Genomic DNA, 18781 nt, shown 5'->3' on the forward strand with positions numbered 1-18781 from the left:
CGGGCCATTGAACGGCGGCCCCCGGGGGCGGGCAACGCCTTTTCCGGCCCGGAAGCCGCGCCCACGGATCTCCCCCGGGCCCCTCCCTCACGCCCCCTCACGCCCCCGCGTCGTGCCGCAGCGGCGTGATCTGGTCGATGTCGTAGCGGACGCGGAGCCGTTCGACGGCGGCGTGGTCGACCTCGCCGCCCTCCCCCGCGTCCGCGAGGATCTCCAGCAGCTCCTCGAAGTACCGCTCGTGGTCCGGCGGCGGGGACGCCTGGAAGAGCATCCGAGCCGGTGCGCCCGTCGGGTTGGCGAAGGCGTGCGGGCAGCCGGGCGGCACGAGGATCAGGGTGCCGGGGGTGGCCCGTACCGCCCGCTGTCCCGAGGCGGACTCCCATTCCCGCCAGCTGTCCCGGGTGCGGACGAGCGGTTCGAAGGCGAGGACGTCGAGTTCGCCGTCGAGGAGGTAGAAGAGTTCCTCGCTGTGCCCGTGGGAGTGAGCGCCGACGTCGAATCCCGGCGGTACGAGGACCTCGAAGGTGGAGGCCGTACGGGAGTGCTCACCGGTCACCTTGAAGGTGACGTGCTGGGCCGCGGCGTTCAGGACGCGGCCGTGTCCCGGCGGGACGACGAGGCCGCCGGCGGCTCCGACGGAGAGGGCTGTCATGGCGTGCGGCTCCCTTTCACCAGGCCACGGGCAGCGACTCGGGGCCCCGGATGAGCGCTCCGCGCTGCCAGCGCAGGGCCTCCTCGGGGATGGCGAGCCGCAGGCCGGGGAAGCGGTCCCACAGGGAGGCGAGCAGGATCTCGGACTCCAGGCGGGCGAGCGTGGCACCGGGGCAGTAGTGCGGTCCGTGGCCGAAGGCGACGTGCGGGTTGTAGGCGCGGTCGAAGTCGAGCCGCTCGGGCTCGGGGAAGACCTCGGGGTCGCGGTTGGCCGTCAGGAACGAGACGTAGACGGGGTCCCCGGCGGGGATGACGACGCCGCCGACCTCGACGTCCTCCATCGCGATCCGGGAGAGGCCGACGGCGTTGCGGTGCGGGATGTAGCGCAGCAGCTCGTCGACGGCCTGCGGGATCAGCTCGGGCTCGGCGCGCAGCCGGGCCAGGTGCTCGGGGTGGGTGAGCAGCGCGTAGACCATGTTGGCGCTGTTGTTGCGGACGGCGTGGGCGCCGCCGAGCTGGATGAGGACGGCGAGTCCGACGGCCTCGTCCTCGGTGAGGGTGCCGTCGGTGACGGCCTCGGCGAGGACGGCGGCGAGCTGGTCGCTGTCGGTGCCGTGGCCGGCGGCGACGAGCTCGGTGAAGTACCGGCCCATCTCTGCCTTGGCCTGCTCGCTGGCCTCGCGGCCGGCGCCGGCCGAGATGATGGTGTCGGTCCAGTGGGCCATCAGCGGCTGGTCGGCCTCGGGGACGCCCATGAGCTCGCTGACCATGGCGAGCGGGAAGGGCCGGTTGACCGACTCCACGAGGTCGGCGCCGGGGCCCCGCGCCTCCAGCCGGTCGAGGAGGCCGTCCATGACGGTCTGGGCGTGGTCGTGCAGCGAGCGGAGGGCGCGGGCGCTGAAGGCGCGGGCGACGACGCGGCGCATCCGGGTGTGGTCCGGCGGGTCGGCGAAGCCGACGGCCCCCTCCATGGGGATGAAGTGGGGGGCGAGGCGGGTGACCTGGCGGCCCCAGACGGCCTCGCGGCTGAAGCGGGGGTCGACGGTGACGAACTTGACGTCCTCGTAGCGGGTGATGAGCCAGGCGTGGCCCTCGCCGTGCGGGAGGCGGACGCGGCTGACCGGGTCCTCGTGGAGGAGCTTGGCGAGCATCGGGTCGAAGTCGAGGCCGGTGAGGTCGGGCACGGCCCAGAAGTGCACCTGGGGGGTGTCGGCGGTTCCGGGGGCGGTGGTGGTCACAGCGTCACCCCCGCGGGGGTGGGCGGTTGCGGCACAGGCATGACGTTCGCTTTCGTCCGGGCACGCGGGCGGGCCCGCCGGTCCCGGTGCGGGCGGCGGGGGTGCGGGGCCACGGGGGCCCCGGATGGTCCAACCGGTCCCCGGGCCCCGCCGCCCGTATGCGTACGGCCTCGCGAACCCACCCCATGGGGTGACGGCGACACGCCCACTCGCCGAGGGCCCCACGGCGGGAAGCCGGCGGAGCACCGGAGGGAAGCCGGCGAAGCACCGGAGGGAAACCAGCGGGAAGACGGCGCGAAAGCTCGCGCCCACCCCTTGCCAAACCCCTCCCCGGGAACGTTTTACTGGCCCCCACACGTATCTACCGAATGATCGGTCGTCCGTTTTCCGCGGGCACGGCCGGGCGAGTGCGGAGGAGTGGCGGCGCATGACGGAACTGCTGGACGGCGGCGAACGGCTCGGGCGCGAGGAGCTGGCGGCGCTCCAGCTGGAGCGGCTGCGGGGCACGCTGCGGCACGCGTACGCGCACGTGGACTTCCACCGGCGCGCCTTCGACGCGGCCGGGGTGCACCCGGACGACTGCCGCTCGCTCGCCGACCTGGCCCGGTTCCCCTTCACCACCAAGGCGGACCTGCGCGCGCACTACCCCTTCGGGATGTTCGCGGTCGACCGGTCGCGGATCCGCCGCGTCCACGCCTCCAGCGGCACCACCGGACTGCCGACCGTCGTCGGCTACACGGAGGGCGACCTGGAGGTGTGGGCCGACGTGGTGGCGCGCTCGCTGCGCGCGGCCGGTGCCCGCCCCGGCGACCGGGTGCACGTGGCGTACGGCTACGGCCTGTTCACCGGCGGCCTCGGGGCGCACTACGGCGCCGAGCGGCTCGGCTGCACGGTGATCCCGGCCTCGGGCGGTATGACCGCCCGTCAAGTGCGGCTGATCCAGGACTTCGAGCCCGAGATCATCATGGTGACGCCCAGTTACATGCTCACCCTGCTCGACGAGTTCGAGCGGCAGGGCGTCGATCCGCGCTCGACCTCGCTCAAGGTGGGCGTCTTCGGCGCCGAGCCGTGGACGGAGGCGATGCGCAAGGAGATCGAGGAGCGGTTCGCGATCGACGCGGTCGACATATACGGGCTGTCGGAGGTGATGGGGCCGGGCGTGGCACAGGAGTGCGTGGAGACCAAGGATGGTTTGCATATCTGGGAAGACCACTTTTTTCCGGAAGTCGTGGACCCGATCACGGGCGAGGTGCTGCCGGACGGCGAGGAGGGCGAGCTGGTCTTCACCTCGCTCACCAAGGAGGCCATGCCGGTGATCCGCTACCGCACCCGGGACCTGACCCGGCTGCTCCCGGGCACCGCGCGGCCCGCGTTCCGGCGGATGGAGAAGGTGACCGGCCGCAGCGACGACATGATCATCCTGCGCGGGGTGAACCTCTTCCCGACCCAGGTCGAGGAGATCGTCCTGCGGACGCCCGCGGTGGCCCCGCACTTCCAGCTTCGGCTGACCCGCGAGGGCCGGCTCGACGCGCTGACCGTGCGGGCGGAGGCCCGCGCCGACGCGACGCCGGAGGAGCGGGCCGAGGCCGCGCGGGCGATCGAGCGGGCGGTCAAGGACGGCATCGGCGTCTCGGTCGCGGTCGAGGTGGTGGACCCGGAGACGCTGGAGCGGTCGGTGGGCAAGCTCAAGCGGATCGTCGACCTGCGGAAGGACTGAAGCATTCCGGGGGGCGCCGAGTACCCACCTTTTAGTGGGTACTTGTCGCCCTCCCCGCCCCGGGAGAAGGTGGAGACGTCCACAGGGACGGCGCCGCACGGATCCGGAGGGAGTGCGTCAGGAGGCGGCGCGCAGCTCGGCCAGCCGGTCGAGGTGCTCGTGGCCCCAGCCGGAGAGCGGGGCCAGCAGCAGCGAGAGCGCGAGCCCGGTCTCGGTCAGCGAGTAGACGGTCTTGGGCGGCACCACCTCGTGCGTCTCGCGGTGCACGAGTCCGTCGTCCTCCATCTCGCGCAGGGCCTGGGTCAGCACCTTCTCGCTGATCCCGCCCACCTTCCGGCGCAGTGCGCCGGGCCGGTGCGGCCCTGATTCGAGCATCCACAGCAGCGTGGGCTTCCACTTGCCGTCGACCACCGAGATCGCCGCGGCCACGCCGCAGACCTCGCCCTCGTCGAGGCGGATGCGCGCCATCGTCCCTCTCCGTCCCGTCGTCCTCGTGCGTCCGTGGGTCCGTGTGTCCACGGCCGTCCGGCCGCGCCGACACCCCACTCTAATCCGCATTCACTGCACAGGAGTTCACGCATGTCCGCCAACCAGCCGCAGCCGTCCGCCCAGGAGTCCTCCCCCCGTCAGCCCGCCGTCACCGTCCTCGGCCTCGGCCCGATGGGCCGCGCCCTGGCCGGCGCGTTCCTCGCGGCCGGAGTGCGCACCACGGTGTGGAACCGTACGCCCGGCCGGGAGGGCGACCTCGTCGAGCGGGGCGCCGTGCTCGCGGCGAGCGCCGCCGAGGCCGTCGCGGCGAGCCCGCTGACCGTCGTCTGCCTGGTCAACTACGACGCCACGGACGCGGTGCTGCGGCAGGACGCGGTGGAGGCCGCGCTCAAGGGCCGTACCCTGGTCAACCTCTCCGCCGACACGCCCGAGCGGGCCCGGGACACCGGCCGGTGGGCCGGGGAGCGCGGTATCGCCTATGTCGACGGCGCCATCATGACGCCGGCGGACACGATCGGCTCGCCGCACGGCGTGTTCCTCTTCAGCGGCCCCGCCGCGCCGTACGAGGAGCACCGGGCGGTGCTCGACGCGCTCGGCGGCACCCACACGCACCTCGGCGAGGAGATCTCCCGGGCCGCCGCCTACGACATCGCGCTGCTCGACATCTTCTGGACGGCGTCGGCGGGGTACTGGCACGCGCTGGCGCTGGCCCAGGCGGAGGGTGTCAAGCCGCTCGAACTGGCTCCGTTCGCGGCGGGGATCGCGCACATCCTGCCGTCGCTCTTCGAGGAGCTCGCCGAGGACGTGCAGAACGGCGGCGACCGCTCCGGCGCGATCAACCCGCTGAGCTCGGCGGTGTCGACGATGGCGCACGTCGTGCACGCCGCCGAGGCGCACGGCATCGAGTCCGGCGTGATGCGCGCGGTCGAGGGGCTGGCCCGCCGCACCGTGGCGCTCGGCGACGGCGCGGCCGGGCCCGCCCAGATCCTGGACGTGCTGCGCGGGCGCGGGCCCGGGGCTCAGGCGTAGCGGTCGCGGAGCTCCCGCTTGAGGATCTTTCCGCTGGCGTTGCGGGGCAGGGCGTCGGCGAAGACGATCCGCTTGGGCGCCTTGAAGGAGGAGAGGGTCTCGCGGGCGTGGGCGAGGAGTTCGGCCTCGGTGACCTCGCCGCGCGGGACGACGACCGCGGTGACCGCCTCGATCCAGCGCTCGTCGGGCAGGCCGATGACGGCCGTCTCGGCGACCGCGGGGTGGGTGTAGAGGGCGTCCTCGACCTGGCGGGAGGCGACGAGCACCCCGCCGGAGTTGATGACGTCCTTCACCCGGTCGACGATCGTCAGATAGCCGTCGGCGTCGCGGACGGCGAGGTCGCCGGAGCGGAACCAGCCGTCGCGGAAGGCGGCCTCGGTCTCCTCGGGCTTGGCCCAGTAGCCCTCGCAGAGCTGCGGGGACCGGTAGACGACCTCGCCCGGGGTGCCGTCGGGGACGTCCTTGCCGTCCTCGTCGACGACCCGCGCCTCGACGTGCCGGACGGGCCGGCCGCAGGAGTCCATCCGGCCCTCGTGCTCGGCGGGGCCGAGGACGGTGGCGAGGGGGCCGATCTCGGACTGGCCGAAGCAGTTGTAGAAGGCGAGTCCGGGGAGGTGTCCGCGCAGCCGCTCCAGGACGGGCACGGGCATGATCGAGGCCCCGTAGTACGCCTTCCGCAGCGCGGACAGGTCCCGGCCGTCGAAGCCGGGGTGGTTGGCGAGGGCGATCCACACGGTCGGCGGGGCGAAGAGGCTGTCCGCGCGGCCCGCCTCCACGAGCCCGAACAGGGTCTCCGGGTCGGGCCCTTCGAGGATCGTGCTCTCCGCGCCGACCGCCAGGTACGGCAGCAGGAAGACGTGCAGCTGGGCGGAGTGGTAGAGCGGCAGCGCGTGCACGGGCCGGTCGTCCTCGGTGAGGTCGAGCGCCTCGATCGCGCTCGCGTACTCGTGGACCAGGGCCCGGTGGGTCATCATCGCGCCCTTGGGCAGGGCGGTGGTGCCGGAGGTGTACAGCAGCTGCACGAGGTCGCGGGGATCGCTGTCGGAGTCGTACGGCTCCGATTCCGCGAGCGCGTCGAGGAGTGAGCCCGGCGCGTCCCGCAGGGCCCGGAGCCGTACGCCCGCGGGTATCCGGTCGGTGAGCCCGGGATCGGCGAGGACGAGGGAACTCCCGGACTGGTCCAGGAGATAGGCGAGGTCGTCGCCGGTGAGGTGGTGGTTCACGGGCACGTGGACGAGCCCCGCGCGGGCGCAGGCCAGGAAGGCGATCAGGTACGCGTCGGAGTTGTGACCGTACGTGGCGACCCGGGCGCCCGGCACGAGTCCTGGCTCGCGGCGCAGTACGGCGGCGGCGGTGGAGACGGCGGCGTCGAGCTCGGCGTAGGTCCAGGCGCGGTCCGCGTACCGCAGGGCGGTCCGGCCGGGGACGCGCTCGGCGGTGGCGCGCAGCACGCCGTCGACGGTGCGGGTGAGGAGTCCTCGTTCCATGGCTGGATCCTCGGCGCGGCGGTGCGGCGGGTCAAGTACCCGGCGGCGACCGCACACGCCCAAGCCTCGGATACCCCCGGGCCTCGGATACCGAACGGGATGTTGACAGAGCGAGCGCTTGCTGACTGGATGGCCCAACCGGCTCGGTCCGCTTGCCCGTTGGGAGGCATCTTGCCCGTCCGCACCCTCTTCACCCGCCGCTCGCGAGGGCGGCTCGCCCTGGTCGGCGCGTCGCTCGCCGCCGTCACCGCAGGGCTGCTGCCAGGCGCCGCGGCGGCCGATCACGGCGGACGGGACCGGGAGCACCGGCCGTCCGACCGGGGGCTGAGCGCCGTCATCCGGTACACCGAGTACGGCGTGCCGCACATCCTCGCCAGGGACTACGCGAACCTGGGCTTCGGCACGGGCTGGGCGCAGGCCGCCGACCAGGTGTGCGTCCTTGCCGACGGCTTCGTGACCGTGAACGGCGAGCGCTCGGGCCGCTTCGGCGCGTCCGCCGCGCCGGACGGCTCGCTCTCCTCCGCGACCACCAACCTCGCGAGCGACCTGTACTTCCGGGGCGTCAAGGAGGCGGGCACGGTCGAGGCGCTGCTGCGCACCCCGGCCCCGGCCGGTCCGAGCGGTGACCTGAAGGAGCTGATGCGCGGGTGGGCGGCCGGGTACAACGCCTGGCTGCGGAAGAACCGGATCACCGATCCGGCCTGTGCGGGCGCCGACTGGGTCCGGCCGGTGACGGCCCTGGACGTGGCCCGGCGCGGCTTCGCCGTCTCCGTGCTCGGCGGGCAGGGCCGGGCGGTCGACGGCATCGCGGCAGCCCGCCCGCCGGCCGCGTCCCCGGCGGCGAGGACGGCGTCGGACGGCCTCTCCCCGGAGACCGTGGCGGAGGCGGCGCGGGCGCTGTTCGCGCCGGAGAACGCCACCATGGGCTCCAACGCGGTCGCCTTCTCGGGCGCGACGACGGCGAACGGGCGCGGGCTGCTCCTGGGCAATCCGCACTACCCGTGGCAGGGCGGCCGGCGGTTCTGGCAGTCGCAGCAGACGATCCCCGGGGAGCTCAACGTCTCCGGCGCCTCGCTGCTCGGCACGACCGTCGTCAACATCGGCTTCAACGACAAGGTCGCCTGGAGCCACACGGTGGCCACCGGTGTGCCGATGAACCTGCACCAGCTGACGCTGGTGCCCGGTGACCCGACGGCCTATCTGGTGGACGGGAAGCCGGAGCGGATGACGGCGCGCACGGTGACGGTGGCGGACCGGGACGGCGCCCCGGTGACCCGTACCCAGTGGTGGACGCGGTACGGCCCGGTGACCAGCGGTCTCGGCGCGAGCCTGCCGCTGCCGTGGACGGCGACCACGGCGTACGCGCTCAACGACCCCAACGCAGCGAACCTGCGCGGCTCCGACACGGCGCTGGGCTTCGCCAAGGCCCGCTCCACCCGGGACGTCGCCGAGACGCTGCGGCGCACCCAGGGCCTGCCGTGGGTGAACACGATCGCGGCGGACTCGGCCGGGCACAGCTTCTTCAGCCAGTCGCAGGTGCTGCCCCGGATCACCGACGAGCTCGCGGAGCGCTGCTCCACCCCGCTCGGCCGGGTCGTCTACCCGGCGTCGGGCGTCGCCGTCCTCGACGGCTCGCGGACGGAGTGCGCGCTCGGCTCGGACCCGGACGCGGTGCAGCCGGGCGTCTTCGGGCCGTCCCGGATGCCGGTGCTCAAGGACGCCCCGTACGCGGTGAACTCCAACGACAGCGCCTGGCTGACCAACGCGGAGCGGCCGCTGACCGGCTACGAGCGGGTCTTCGGCACGCTCGCCACCCCGCGCTCGCTGCGGACCCGGGGCGGGATCGAGGACGTGGCGGGGATGGCCGCGCGGGGCCGGCTGACGGTGGGCGACCTCCAGCGGCAGCAGTTCGCCAACCGGGTGCCGGCCGCCGACATGACCGTGGCGGACGTGGTCGCCGCCTGCCCGGCGGTGCTGCCGGCGGACCCGGAGGCGTGCCGGGTGCTGGGCGCCTGGGACCGCACGATGGACTCGGACAGCGGGGGCGCGCTGCTCTTCGACCGGTTCTGGCGGAAGTTCACGGCCTCGGTGCCGGCGGGTCAGCAGTGGAAGGTGCCGTTCTCGGCGGCGGACCCGGTCCGGACCCCGCGCGGCCTCGACACGGGCTCGGCGGGCTTCGCGAAGGCGCTGGCGGACGCGGTGGCGGAGCTGCGTACGGCGGGGATCCCGCTGGACGGGCCGCTGCGGGACCACCAGTTCGTGGTGCGCGGCGGGGAGCGGATCCCGGTGAGCGGCGGGACGGAGTCGCTGGGCGTCTGGAACAAGACGGAGCCGGTGTGGAACCCGGCGGGCGGCGGCTACGTGGAGGTCGCGCACGGTACGAGCCATGTGCAGGCGGTCGGCTGGGACGGCGGGCGCTGCCCGGTGGCCCGCACCCTGCTCACGTACTCCCAGTCCTCGAACCCGGCCTCGCCGCACTACAGCGACCAGACCAGGCTGTACGCGGGCGAGCGCTGGGTGACCTCCCGGTTCTGCGAGAGGGACATCCTGCGCTCGCCCGCGCTGAAGGTGGTGTGGGTCAGGGACTGAGCGACAGGGTCAGGGGCTGAAGGAGAGGAAGACGAAGGCGGCGAAGATCGCGAGGTGGACGCCGCCCTGGAGGAGCGTGGCCCGTCCGGGCACCACGGTCAGGGCGCTCACCACACCGGTGAGGGCGAGCAGGACCATGTGGAGGGGGCCCAGGCCGAGCACCAGGGGCCCGGACAGCCAGATGGAGGCGAGCGCGATCGCCGGGATGGTCAGGCCGATGCTGGCGATCGCGGAGCCGTAGGCGAGGTTGAGGCTGGTCTGCACGCGGTTGCGGCGGGCGGCGCGCACGGCGGCGAGCGTCTCGGGCAGCAGGACCATGAGGGCGATGACGACACCGACGACGGCCTTGGGCAGCCCTGCGGACTCGACGCCGTCCTCGATGGTCGGGGAGATCACCTTGGCGTTGCCGACGACGGCGACGAGCGCGACGAGGAGCAGGCCGAGGCTGGCGAGGGTGGCCGCCTTGGTCGGCGGGTCGGCGTGGTCGTCCTCCGAGCACTCCTTGCCCTCGGGGACGACGGGGAGGAAGTAGTCGCGGTGGCGGACGGTCTGGACGGCGACGAAGACGCCGTACAGGGCGATGGAGGCGACGGCGGCGAAGGCGAGCTGGGCGCCGGAGAACTCGGGGCCGGGCTGGCTGGTGGTGAAGGTGGGCAGCACCAGGGTCATGGTGGCGAGGGTGCAGACGGTGGCGAGCGCGCCGCCGGAGCCCTCGGCGTTGAAGACCGCGACCCGGTTGCGGAGCGCACCGACGAGGAGGGCGAGGCCGACGATGCCGTTGCAGGTGATCATGACGGCGGCGAAGACGGTGTCGCGGGCGTAGGTGGCGGTCTTCTCGCCGCCGCCCGCCATGAGGCTGAGGATGAGCCCGACCTCGATGACGGTGACGGCGACGGCGAGGACGAGCGAGCCGAAGGGTTCGCCCACGCGGTGGGCGATGACCTCGGCGTGGTGCACGGCGGCGAGGACGGCGGCGGCGAGGCAGAGCGCGATGAGGGCCACGGCGAGACCTGGTAGCTCGGCGCCCCAGGCGAAGACCAGCGCAAGCAGGGCCACCACCGGCCCCCACGTGGTCCACTCCCGGGTCAACGCCTTGGTGCTCGTACTCATCATCTTCTTCCTGCCCTAGGGGACCGCGGCTCCCGCCGTGGGAGTCCGCGGCCCGTTTCCGTCATTCTTCTGCGTCGGCCAGACCGTGCTCGTACGCCGCGAGGGTGTCGATGAACATCCGCCGTTCGGCCGGTCCCAGGGGGGCGAGGGCCGCCCGCCAGGCGCCGGCGCTGCGGCCGAGCCAGCCGTCGATGGAGCTCCTGCGCTCCTCCGCGATCGAGACGATCTTGCGTCTGCGGTCGGCGGGGTCCTCGTGCCGCTCCAGGACCCCCTTCTTCGCGAGGTCCCCCACCATCAGGCTGACGGTGGTGGGCGCGACCCCCAGCCGCGCGGCCAGTTCGTTGACGCTCTGGGGGCCGTCGAAGAGGAGGTAGGCGAGCAGGGAGAGGTGACGGGGCGCCAGTGTCAGCGACGCCAGCTCCTCCGGCACCTTGATGCGCTTGGCGCGCCCCACCATCCGGGGCATGAGCAGCAGCAGCGTACGGACGGCGTCGTCGACGTCCGGTCCGGCGGCCCCGCTCCCCTCGCGCTCGGTTGACACCCTGAACCCTCCGATTTAGCTTTGCTTTCAAAGCAAATAGATCTCTCGTGATCGATGCTACCGGAGGGCACAGCCATGTCCGCTTTCAATGAGCAGGTCATCGAGGAGTTCCGGGGCCACGGCGGCCGGGTGGGCGGCATGTTCGAGGGGGCGGACCTGCTCCTGCTCACCACCCGGGGCGCCCGTAGCGGCCGGGAGCACACCACCCCGGTCGTGTACGTACGGGACGGGGCGCGGCTGCTGGTCTTCGCGTCGAACGGCGGCGCGGCCCACCATCCCGCCTGGTACCACAACGTGCGGGCCGAGCCGCGCGTGCGCGTCGAGATCGGCACGCCCCAGGGCACGGTCGACCGCTTCGAGGCGGAGGCGGTGGCGGCCGAGGGCGCGGAGCGCGACCGGCTCTTCGCCGAACAGACCCGCCGGGACCCGGCGTTCGCGGCGTACCAGGCGGGCACCGAGCGGCTGATCCCGGTCGTCGTGCTCCGCCGAGCCGCCGCGCTCACGGACCCCTCCCGGCACGCGGCGATCGCCGCCCACCTGGTGGAGGTGCACGACGGGCTGCGCGCCGAGCTGGCCGCGCTCCGGGAGGGCCTGGCCGCCCCCGGGCGCCGCCTCGGGCCCGGCCTGGCCCGCCACTGCCTGGCGTTCTGCGGCGCGCTGCGCACCCATCACGGCGGCGAGGACGGCGTCTTCGGCGAGCTGGGCGAGCTCTTTCCCCACCTGGCCGGGGACCTGGAGCGGATGCGGGAGGAGCACCGCGCGGTCGCCCGCGCGATCACCGGCCTGGAGGCGCTGCTCGCCTCGGACGCGGCGCCGGAGGTGCTGCGGGCGGAGGTGGAGCGCCTGGCGTCGGGCCTTGAGGCGCACTTCGCCCACGAGGAGGCCACGCTGCTGCCCGCCCTGACGGGCAGCGGCGGGGCGGGGGCTCACACCGGTCGCTCGTGACCCTCCCAGTACGGGTCGCGCAGCCGGCGCTTGTAGAGCTTGCCGTTGGGATCGCGGGGCATCACGGCGATGAAGTCCAGGGACTTCGGGCGCTTGAAGCCGGCCAGGTGGTCGGCGCAGTGGGCCAGGATCTCCTCGGCGAGCGCCGGCCCCTCCTCGTACCCCTCGGCGGTCTCGACGACCGCCTTCACCTCCTCGCCCCAGTCGGCGTGCGGGACGCCGAAGGCGGCGGCGTCGGCGACGGCGGGATGGGCGAGGAGGGCGGCCTCGATCTCGGCGGGGTAGATGTTCACGCCGCCGGAGATGATCATGTCGATCTTGCGGTCGCGGAGGTAGAGGTAGCCGTCCTCGTCGAGGTACCCGAGGTCGCCGACGGTGAAGAAGTCGCCGACGCGGCTCTTCGCCGTCTTCTCCTCGTCCTTGTGGTACCGGAAGCCGCCGGTGTTCATCTTCAGGTAGACCGTGCCGAGTTCGCCCGGCGCGAGGGGGGTGCCGTCGTCGTCGAGGACGGCGAGCTCGCTGATCGGCCACGCCTTGCCGACCGTACCGGGCCGCTTGAGCCACTCCTCGGCCGTGGCGAACGCCCCGCCGCCCTCGCTGGCCGCGTAGTACTCCTCCACGCACCCGCCCCACCAGGCGATCATCGCCCGCTTGACGTGTTCGGGGCAGGGCGCGGCGCCGTGGATCGCGTGCCGCATCGAGCTCACGTCGTACCGCTCGCGGGTCTCCTCCGGGAGGGCGAGGAGCCGGTGGAACTGGGTGGGCACCATGTGGGTGTGGGTGCAGGCGTGCGTGTCGATCAGCCGCAGCATCTCCTCCGGCGTCCACTTGTCCATGAGGACCAGCGGGTGCCCGATGTGCAGCGACGCGGCCGCGAACTGGAGGACCGCCGTGTGGTAGAGCGGCGAGCAGACCAGGTGCACGTTTCCGTCGGCCGGCCGGATGCCGAAGATGCCGAGGAAGCCGCCGAGGTGGGACTCCTCGGGAAGGCGGCCGGGCAGTGGGCGGCGGATGCCCCGGGGGCGGCCGGTGGTGCCCGAGGTGTAGTTCATGACCCAGCCGAGGGTCCGGCCTTCGGGCGCCGACTCCGGCTGCCCGTCGAGGAGTTCGGCGTACGGGCGGAAGCCGGGGACCGTGCCGACGGCGTACCGGCGGCTCGCCGCGAGGCCCGCCCCGTCGGCGGCGGCGACGGCCGCCTCGGCGAAGCGCTCGTGGGCGACGAGCACCTTCGCGCCGGAGTCGGCGACGATCCAGGCGATCTCCGCGCCCACGAAGTGGTGGTTGACCGGCACGAGGTAGAAACCGGCCTGGGTGGCGGCGAGATGGGCGGTGAAGAACTCGACGCCGTTGGGCAGCACGACCGCGAAGGCGTCGCCGCGCTCCAGACCGGCCGCGCGCAGCCCGTGCACCAGGCGGTTGGCGGCGGCCAGCAGCCGGCCGGCCGACCACTCCTCGCCGTCCGGCGCCACCAGCGCCGTACGGTCGGGGTCGGCGGCGGCCTGGGCCCAGAAGCCGTGGGGTGCGTCGGCGCTCATGACGGGTTCCTTCCCGCGATCCGGTTGATGCGGTCGACGGCCTTCTCGAAGCCCCGGGTCAGCTCGTCGACGACCTGCTGGACACTGCGCTCGGAGTTCATCCGGCCGACGATCTGACCGACGGGGGTGCCGAGCAGCGGGTCGACCTCGTACTTCTGGATCCGCGACACGGCCTCGGCGACCAGCAGCCCCTGGAGCGGCATCGGCAGCGGTCCGGGCCCGGCCGGGTCCTCCCAGGCGTCGGTCCACTCGGTGCGGAGCTGGCGGGCCGGCTTGCCGGTCAGCGCGCGGGACCGGACGGTGTCGCCGGAACCGGCGGCGAGCAGCTTCTCGGTGAGGGCCCGCGAGTGGAGTTCGGCCTCCGTGGTGGTGAGCCAGATCGAGCCGAGCCACACGCCCTGGGCGCCGAGCGCGAGCCCGGCGGCGATCTGCTCGCCGCTGCCGATGCCGCCGGCGGCGAGCACGGGCAGCGGGGCGACGGCCTCCACGGCCTCGGGCGTGAGCACCATGGAGGCGATCTCGCCGGTGTGGCCGCCCGCCTCGTACCCCTGGGCCACGACGATGTCGATGCCCGCCTCGGCGTGCCGGCGGGCGTGCCGGGCGCTGCCGGCGAGCGCGGCGACGAGCACGCCGTGCTCGTGCGCGCGGGCGACGACGTCCGGCGGCGGGGAGCCGAGGGCGTTGGCGAGCAGCTTGATGGGGTAGTCGAAGGCCACGTCGAGCTGGCTGCGGGCGACCTCCTCCATCCAGCCGGTGATCCGCCACCCGGACGCCTCGCCCTCGGCGAGTTCGGGCACGCCGTGCTTGGCGAGGACCGAGCGGACGTACTCCCGGTGACCGGCGGGGATCATGGCCTCGACCTCGGCCTCGCTGACGCCCTCGACCTTCTTCGCGGGCATCACGACGTCGAGCCCGTAGGGCCGCCCGTCGGTGTGCTCCTGCATCCAGTCGAGGTCGCGGGCGAGGTCGTCCGGCGCGGTGTAGCGGACCGCGCCCAGCACGCCGAAACAGCCGGCCCGACTGAGGGCGGCGGCGACCGCGGGGAAGGGCGTGAAGCCGAAGATGGCGTGCTCGATCCCCAGTGTGCGACTCAGCTCCGTCTCCATGGGCGGCAGGATGCCGCAGCGGGGCGGTGGAGGGAAGAGCTTTTCTGATGGAGCGTCAGATTCTTTGGAGGGCGGGTGGGCCGGGGGAAGGTGGAGGCGTACGGGTCGGGACCAGGTCGAGGTCGAGGTCTAGGTCTAGGTCTCGGGCGAGGTCGAGGTCGAGGAGCACGGTGTCGGGAGGCGGGCGGATGGGTGAGTCGGCGGGGCCGGGGCGCGGGCGGCGGACGGGCGAGGCGGGGTCGGGGCGCGGGCTGCGGTGGGGTACGGCGGAGGAGGCGGGGCTGCTGGGACGGGAGCTGGAGGGGATGGTCGAGGACGTGCGCGGGTTCCTCGGGCCCTCGCCGGTCCACCCCTGGTGCGCGGGCGCCGTGCTGCTCGCCGGGCGGGGCGGGACGGTGGCGCTGCACCGGGCGGTCGGGTGGGCGGCGCGCTGGGCCGCGTACGACGAGGAGAGCGACACGGCGGTCGGGCTCCCGCCGGAGCTGCGGGTCCCGATGACCCCGGACACGGTCTTCGACGTGGCCTCGCTCACCAAGCTCTTCACCGCCCTCCTCGCCGTGCGGCAGATCGAGCGGGGCACGCTGGAGCTCGGGGAGCGGGTCGCCGCGTACCTGCCCGGGTTCGGCGGGGCGGGGAAGGCGGGCATCACGGTCCGGCAGCTGCTCGGGCACACCTCGGGGCTGCGGGCGGAGCTGCCGCTGTACGAGGCGCCGGACCGGGAGGGGCGGCTGCGGCTGCTGTGGGAGGAGGTGCCGCTCGACCCGCCGGGGACGGCGTACCGCTACTCGGACCTCAACATGATCGCGCTGCACCTGCTCCTGGAACGGATCACCGGTCACACTCTGGAGAGACTGCTCCATGACGAGATCACCGCTCCGCTCGGGATGCACCGCACGCGTTTCGTCCCCCCGCTCTCGTGGCGGGCGGGGATCGCCGCCACGGAGGACGCCCGCCAGCCGTGGGCGCGGCTCGACCGGGGCATGGTGCGCGGCGAGGTCCACGACGAGAACGCCTACGCGATGGGCGGCGTCGCGGGCCACGCCGGCGTCTTCTCCGACGCCCGCGACCTCGCCGTCCTCGCCCGTACGCTGCTCGACGGCGGCGCGTACGGCTCCGCCCGCGTCCTCTCCCCCGCCTCCGTGGACCTCCTCCTGACCGACATCAACCAGGACTTCCCCGGCCACGCCCACGGCCTGGGCTTCGAGCTGGACCAGCGCTGGTACATGGGCGCTCTCTCCGGCCCCCGCACCGCCGGGCACACCGGCTTCACCGGCACCAGCCTCGTCCTCGACCCGGAATCCGACGCCTTCCTGATCCTCCTCGCCAACTCGGTGCACCCCGTCCGCACCTGGCGCACCGGCTCCGCGCCCCGCGTGGCCGCCGCCCACCGCCTCGCCCGGGCGATCCCCGTACGCCCCCCGGCCGGTACGGGTCCCACCGCCTGGTTCTCCGGCATGTCGGCGCCCGGCGGGGCCGCCCTCAGCCTGCCCGCGACGGGACCGGGCGCGGCCCGTCTCACCTGCCTCCTCTGGTGGGACACCGCGCCGGGGACGGACCGGCTCGTCCTGGAGGCGGCGACCGGCACGGCCCCGGACTGGCGGCCCGTCGCCTTCCGCACCGCCCCGCTCGACCGGCCTGCACGGACGCGCCCCCACCCGGACGGGACGGCCACCGGCTGGTCCGGCCGCCGCTGGCACCACCTCACCGCCGACCTCCCGACCACTCCCCCGCCCCACCCCCTCCTTCGTCTCCGCTTCCGGTACGCCACCGCCTCCCCCGCCGTGGGACGCGGGGTGTACGTGACCGGGGTGCGGGTCCTGGACGGCGCGGGCGGAGCACTCTTCGACGAGTCCCTGGCGGCGGACGCCTCCCGCGTCGAGGCCACCGGCTGGCACCGCTCGGCGGACTGAGCGCCTCCCTGCGACGTTCGAGCGGCCCTCCGGGCGGGGGTAGAGTCGACGGCTCGGTCGGAGCGGAGAGGGCGGTGGGGCGGGCGTGGCGGCGCGGAGGTCACTGGGGCGGCGGTTCGAGCGCCTGTGGGCCGCGTACGCGGTGAGCACGTACGGCACCTGGCTCGGTTTCGGGGCCTTTCCGCTGCTGGCGGTGATCGTGCTGGACTCGGGCCCGGCCCAGGTGGCGGCGCTGGCGGCGACGGGGCGGGCGGTGGGCGCGGTGCTCGCGGTGCCGCTCGGGCCGTGGGTGGAGTTCCGGCGCAAGCGGCCCGTCATGGTGGCGATGGACCTGGTCCGGTTCGGGGCGCTCGCCAGCGTCCCCGTCGCGTACCTCCTGGGGTGGCTGGGCTTCGTCCAGCTCCTGGTGGTGTCCGTGGTCGTCGCGACCGCGGACATCGCGTTCCGGGCGGCGAGCGGCGCGTTCCTGAAGGGGCTCGTGCCGCCGGAGGACCTCCTCGTCGCGAACAGCCGCTTCGAGGCGACGACCTGGACGGCGTCGATGGCGGGGCCGCCGCTCGGCGGCGCCGCGGTCGGGCTGCTCGGGCCCGTGACGACGGTCCTCGCCGACGCCGTCAGCTACCTCCTCTCCGCCCTGGGCATCCGGTCGATCGGCGGGACGGAGCCGGAACCCGCGCGGCGGGAGGGCGGGCGGATGCGCGCCGGGGAGCTGTTCGAGGGCTGGCGGCACATCCTGCGCCACCCGGCGCTGCGGCCGCTGTTCCTCAACGCGATCACCGTCAACGGCCTGATCATGGCCTCGGAGCCGCTGCTCGCCGTGCTCCTCCTGCGGGACCTGGGCCTCTCCCCGTGGCAGTACGGGCTCGTCTTCGCCGCGCCGTGCGTCGGCGGGCTCGTCGGCTCGCGCCTGGCGCCCCGGCTGGTGGCCCGGTACGGCGACGGCCGGGTGCTCCGTACCGCCGGGGTGCTGCGCGCCTGCTGGTCCCTGGGCCTGGCGTTCGTGCCGTCCGGCGTCGCCGGGATGGTGGTGGTGATGGGCGTACAGCTGGGGCTGATCGCGTCCTGCGCCGTCTTCAACCCGGTGCTCGCCACCCACCGCCTCCGCCACACGGACCCCCGCCGCCTCGCCCGCACCCTGGCCGCCTGGTCGGTCAGCGCGAGCCTGTCCATCGCCGCCATGACCGCCCTGTGGGGCCTCCTCGCCGCCGCGACCAGCCCCCGCACCGCGCTCGCCGCCGCGGGCGTCCTCCTGCTGGCCACCCCCTTGCTGCTGCGCGGCGCCGGAGCCGGCCCGGCCCCGGAGGCCGCCCCTCAAGGGCGGGGCGACACCTCCAGGACGCCGGGCTGACCCGCGGCGGCCCTCAGGGCAGGGTCACGACCGTGCCCCGGCCCTCAGGGGAGGGTCACGACCGTGCCGGCGTAGGACAGCCCGGCCCCGTACCCGAGCAGCAGCGCCGTGTCGCCGCTGCGGGCCTCGCCCGACGCGAGCAGCGCCTCCATGGCCAGCGGGATGGACGCGCCCGAGGTGTTCCCGCTGTGCACGATGTCCTTGGCGACCACCACCGTCGGCGGAAGACCGATGCGGTCCGCCATGGCGTCGATGATGCGGACGTTGGCCTGGTGGGGCAGGAAGACGTCCAGGTCCGTGACGTCGAGACCGGCCTCGCGCACGGCCCGCAGGGCCACCTCGGGCATCTGGTAGACGGCCCACCGGAAGACGCTCCGGCCCTCCTGGCGCAGCGAGGGGAACTCGCCGCCGGGAGGCGCGTCCTTGAGGGCGGTCCACGGTTCCGTCTGGGCGATGGCCTCGTGCTGGGAGCCGTCCGCGCCCCAGACCACGGGCCCGATCCCGGGCGTCTCCGACGGGCCGATCACCACCGCCCCGGCGCCGTCGCCGAAGATGAAGGCGGTCGACCGGTCGCTCAGGTTCAGCAGGTCGGTCATGCGTTCCGCGCCGACCACCAGGACGTGGCCGCCTCGGGCGCGGACCGCGTCGGCGGCGAGGGCCACGCCGTGCACGAAGCCGGCGCATCCGGCGGAGACGTCGAACGCCGCCGCGTGGACGGCGCCGACGCGGTGGGCGATCCGCGCCGCGACGGCCGGGGTCTGCATGAGGTGGGTGAACGTGGCCACGATGACGCAGTCGATCCGCGCCGGGTCCGTCCCGGCCGCCGCCATGGCCTTGCTCGCGGCCTCGCTCCCCATCGCCTCCAGGGTCTCGTCGGGTCCTGCCCAGCGGCGGGTCACGATCCCGGTCCGCCGGCGTATCCACTCGTCGGTGGAGTCGATGGACCGGCAGACTTCGGTGTTGTCCACGACCCGCCGGGGGCGGTAGGCGCCCACCCCGAGGATGCGGGCGTGGCGTGCCCCGGCAGGTGTGGCGATCTGTGGTTTCACGGCACCTTCCAAGTGAGGGGGTGTACGGGGCCGAGCC

Annotated in this window: 15 protein-coding genes; 6 read left to right on the forward strand and 9 right to left on the reverse strand. The window is 74.1% G+C overall.

The features are described from left to right. Positions 1–97: 97 nt before the first annotated feature. Both ACFXMG_RS04040 and ACFXMG_RS04045 read right to left on the reverse strand, forming a co-directional pair. Positions 98–652 carry a cupin domain-containing protein gene (locus ACFXMG_RS04040; protein WP_383815283.1) on the reverse strand — a complete coding sequence of 185 codons (555 nt, stop codon included), beginning with the start codon at positions 650–652 and terminating at the stop codon, positions 98–100. Between the two features lie 16 nt (positions 653–668). Continuing rightward, positions 669–1889 carry a cytochrome P450 gene (locus ACFXMG_RS04045; protein WP_383815280.1) on the reverse strand — a complete coding sequence of 407 codons (1221 nt, stop codon included), beginning with the start codon at positions 1887–1889 and terminating at the stop codon, positions 669–671. Between the two features lie 427 nt (positions 1890–2316). Between ACFXMG_RS04045 and paaK the strand changes: the two genes are divergently transcribed. Continuing rightward, positions 2317–3606 (forward strand): phenylacetate--CoA ligase PaaK, encoded by a 1290-nt coding sequence (paaK, locus tag ACFXMG_RS04050; protein ID WP_383815278.1) that lies wholly within the window; start codon positions 2317–2319, stop codon positions 3604–3606. Positions 3607–3723: 117 nt separating this feature from the next. Here paaK and ACFXMG_RS04055 read toward each other — a convergent pair whose 3' ends face one another. Beyond that, positions 3724–4074: a winged helix-turn-helix transcriptional regulator gene (locus tag ACFXMG_RS04055; RefSeq protein ID WP_383815276.1), complete on the reverse strand. Its 351-nt coding sequence runs from the start codon at positions 4072–4074 to the stop codon at positions 3724–3726. A 111-nt stretch (positions 4075–4185) separates the two neighbouring features. Between ACFXMG_RS04055 and ACFXMG_RS04060 the strand changes: the two genes are divergently transcribed. After that, on the forward strand, positions 4186–5124 hold the full coding sequence (locus ACFXMG_RS04060; RefSeq protein WP_383815273.1) for an NAD(P)-dependent oxidoreductase: 939 nt from the start codon (positions 4186–4188) through the stop codon (positions 5122–5124). On the opposite strand, the gene ACFXMG_RS04065 is transcribed toward ACFXMG_RS04060, so the two are convergent. Continuing rightward, positions 5115–6611, reverse strand: coding sequence for a fatty acyl-CoA synthetase (locus ACFXMG_RS04065; protein ID WP_383815270.1), 1497 nt, complete (start codon positions 6609–6611; stop codon positions 5115–5117). The two genes, ACFXMG_RS04060 and ACFXMG_RS04065, sit on opposite strands and share 10 nt — an antisense overlap. Positions 6612–6782: 171 nt before the next feature. Between ACFXMG_RS04065 and ACFXMG_RS04070 the strand changes: the two genes are divergently transcribed. Further along, positions 6783–9200, forward strand: a complete 2418-nt coding sequence (locus ACFXMG_RS04070) for a penicillin acylase family protein (RefSeq protein WP_383815268.1) — start codon at positions 6783–6785, stop codon at positions 9198–9200. Between the two features lie 9 nt (positions 9201–9209). On the opposite strand, the gene ACFXMG_RS04075 is transcribed toward ACFXMG_RS04070, so the two are convergent. Beyond that, positions 9210–10310: a calcium:proton antiporter gene (locus ACFXMG_RS04075; protein ID WP_383815266.1), complete on the reverse strand. Its 1101-nt coding sequence runs from the start codon at positions 10308–10310 to the stop codon at positions 9210–9212. A gap of 61 nt (positions 10311–10371) precedes the next feature. Beyond that, complete coding sequence (locus tag ACFXMG_RS04080; protein WP_383815331.1) at positions 10372–10776, reverse strand: MarR family winged helix-turn-helix transcriptional regulator; 405 nt, start codon at positions 10774–10776, stop codon at positions 10372–10374. 150 nt (positions 10777–10926) lie between these two features. Between ACFXMG_RS04080 and ACFXMG_RS04085 the strand changes: the two genes are divergently transcribed. Next, positions 10927–11796 carry a nitroreductase/quinone reductase family protein gene (locus ACFXMG_RS04085; protein ID WP_383815263.1) on the forward strand — a complete coding sequence of 290 codons (870 nt, stop codon included), beginning with the start codon at positions 10927–10929 and terminating at the stop codon, positions 11794–11796. Here the strand turns inward: ACFXMG_RS04085 and ACFXMG_RS04090 are convergent. Beyond that, positions 11778–13331 (reverse strand): acyl-CoA synthetase, encoded by a 1554-nt coding sequence (locus ACFXMG_RS04090; RefSeq protein ID WP_383815260.1) that lies wholly within the window; start codon positions 13329–13331, stop codon positions 11778–11780. The genes ACFXMG_RS04085 and ACFXMG_RS04090 overlap by 19 nt on opposite strands. Then, on the reverse strand, positions 13328–14437 hold the full coding sequence (locus ACFXMG_RS04095) for an NAD(P)H-dependent flavin oxidoreductase (protein ID WP_383815258.1): 1110 nt from the start codon (positions 14435–14437) through the stop codon (positions 13328–13330). The genes ACFXMG_RS04090 and ACFXMG_RS04095 overlap by 4 nt, the downstream gene beginning before the upstream one ends. Positions 14438–14484: 47 nt before the next feature. On the opposite strand from ACFXMG_RS04095, the gene ACFXMG_RS04100 reads away from it, so the two are divergent. Continuing rightward, positions 14485–16347 carry a serine hydrolase domain-containing protein gene (locus tag ACFXMG_RS04100; RefSeq protein WP_383815255.1) on the forward strand — a complete coding sequence of 621 codons (1863 nt, stop codon included), beginning with the start codon at positions 14485–14487 and terminating at the stop codon, positions 16345–16347. Positions 16348–16432: 85 nt separating this feature from the next. Next, on the forward strand, positions 16433–17695 hold the full coding sequence (locus tag ACFXMG_RS04105) for an MFS transporter (protein ID WP_383815252.1): 1263 nt from the start codon (positions 16433–16435) through the stop codon (positions 17693–17695). A gap of 44 nt (positions 17696–17739) precedes the next feature. On the opposite strand, the gene ACFXMG_RS04110 is transcribed toward ACFXMG_RS04105, so the two are convergent. Continuing rightward, positions 17740–18744 carry a beta-ketoacyl-ACP synthase III gene (locus tag ACFXMG_RS04110; RefSeq protein ID WP_383815249.1) on the reverse strand — a complete coding sequence of 335 codons (1005 nt, stop codon included), beginning with the start codon at positions 18742–18744 and terminating at the stop codon, positions 17740–17742. Positions 18745–18781: the final 37 nt, after the last annotated feature.

Origin of the sequence: Streptomyces sp. NPDC059201, assembly GCF_042754585.1 — a bacterium.
GTDB lineage: Bacteria > Actinomycetota > Actinomycetes > Streptomycetales > Streptomycetaceae > Streptomyces.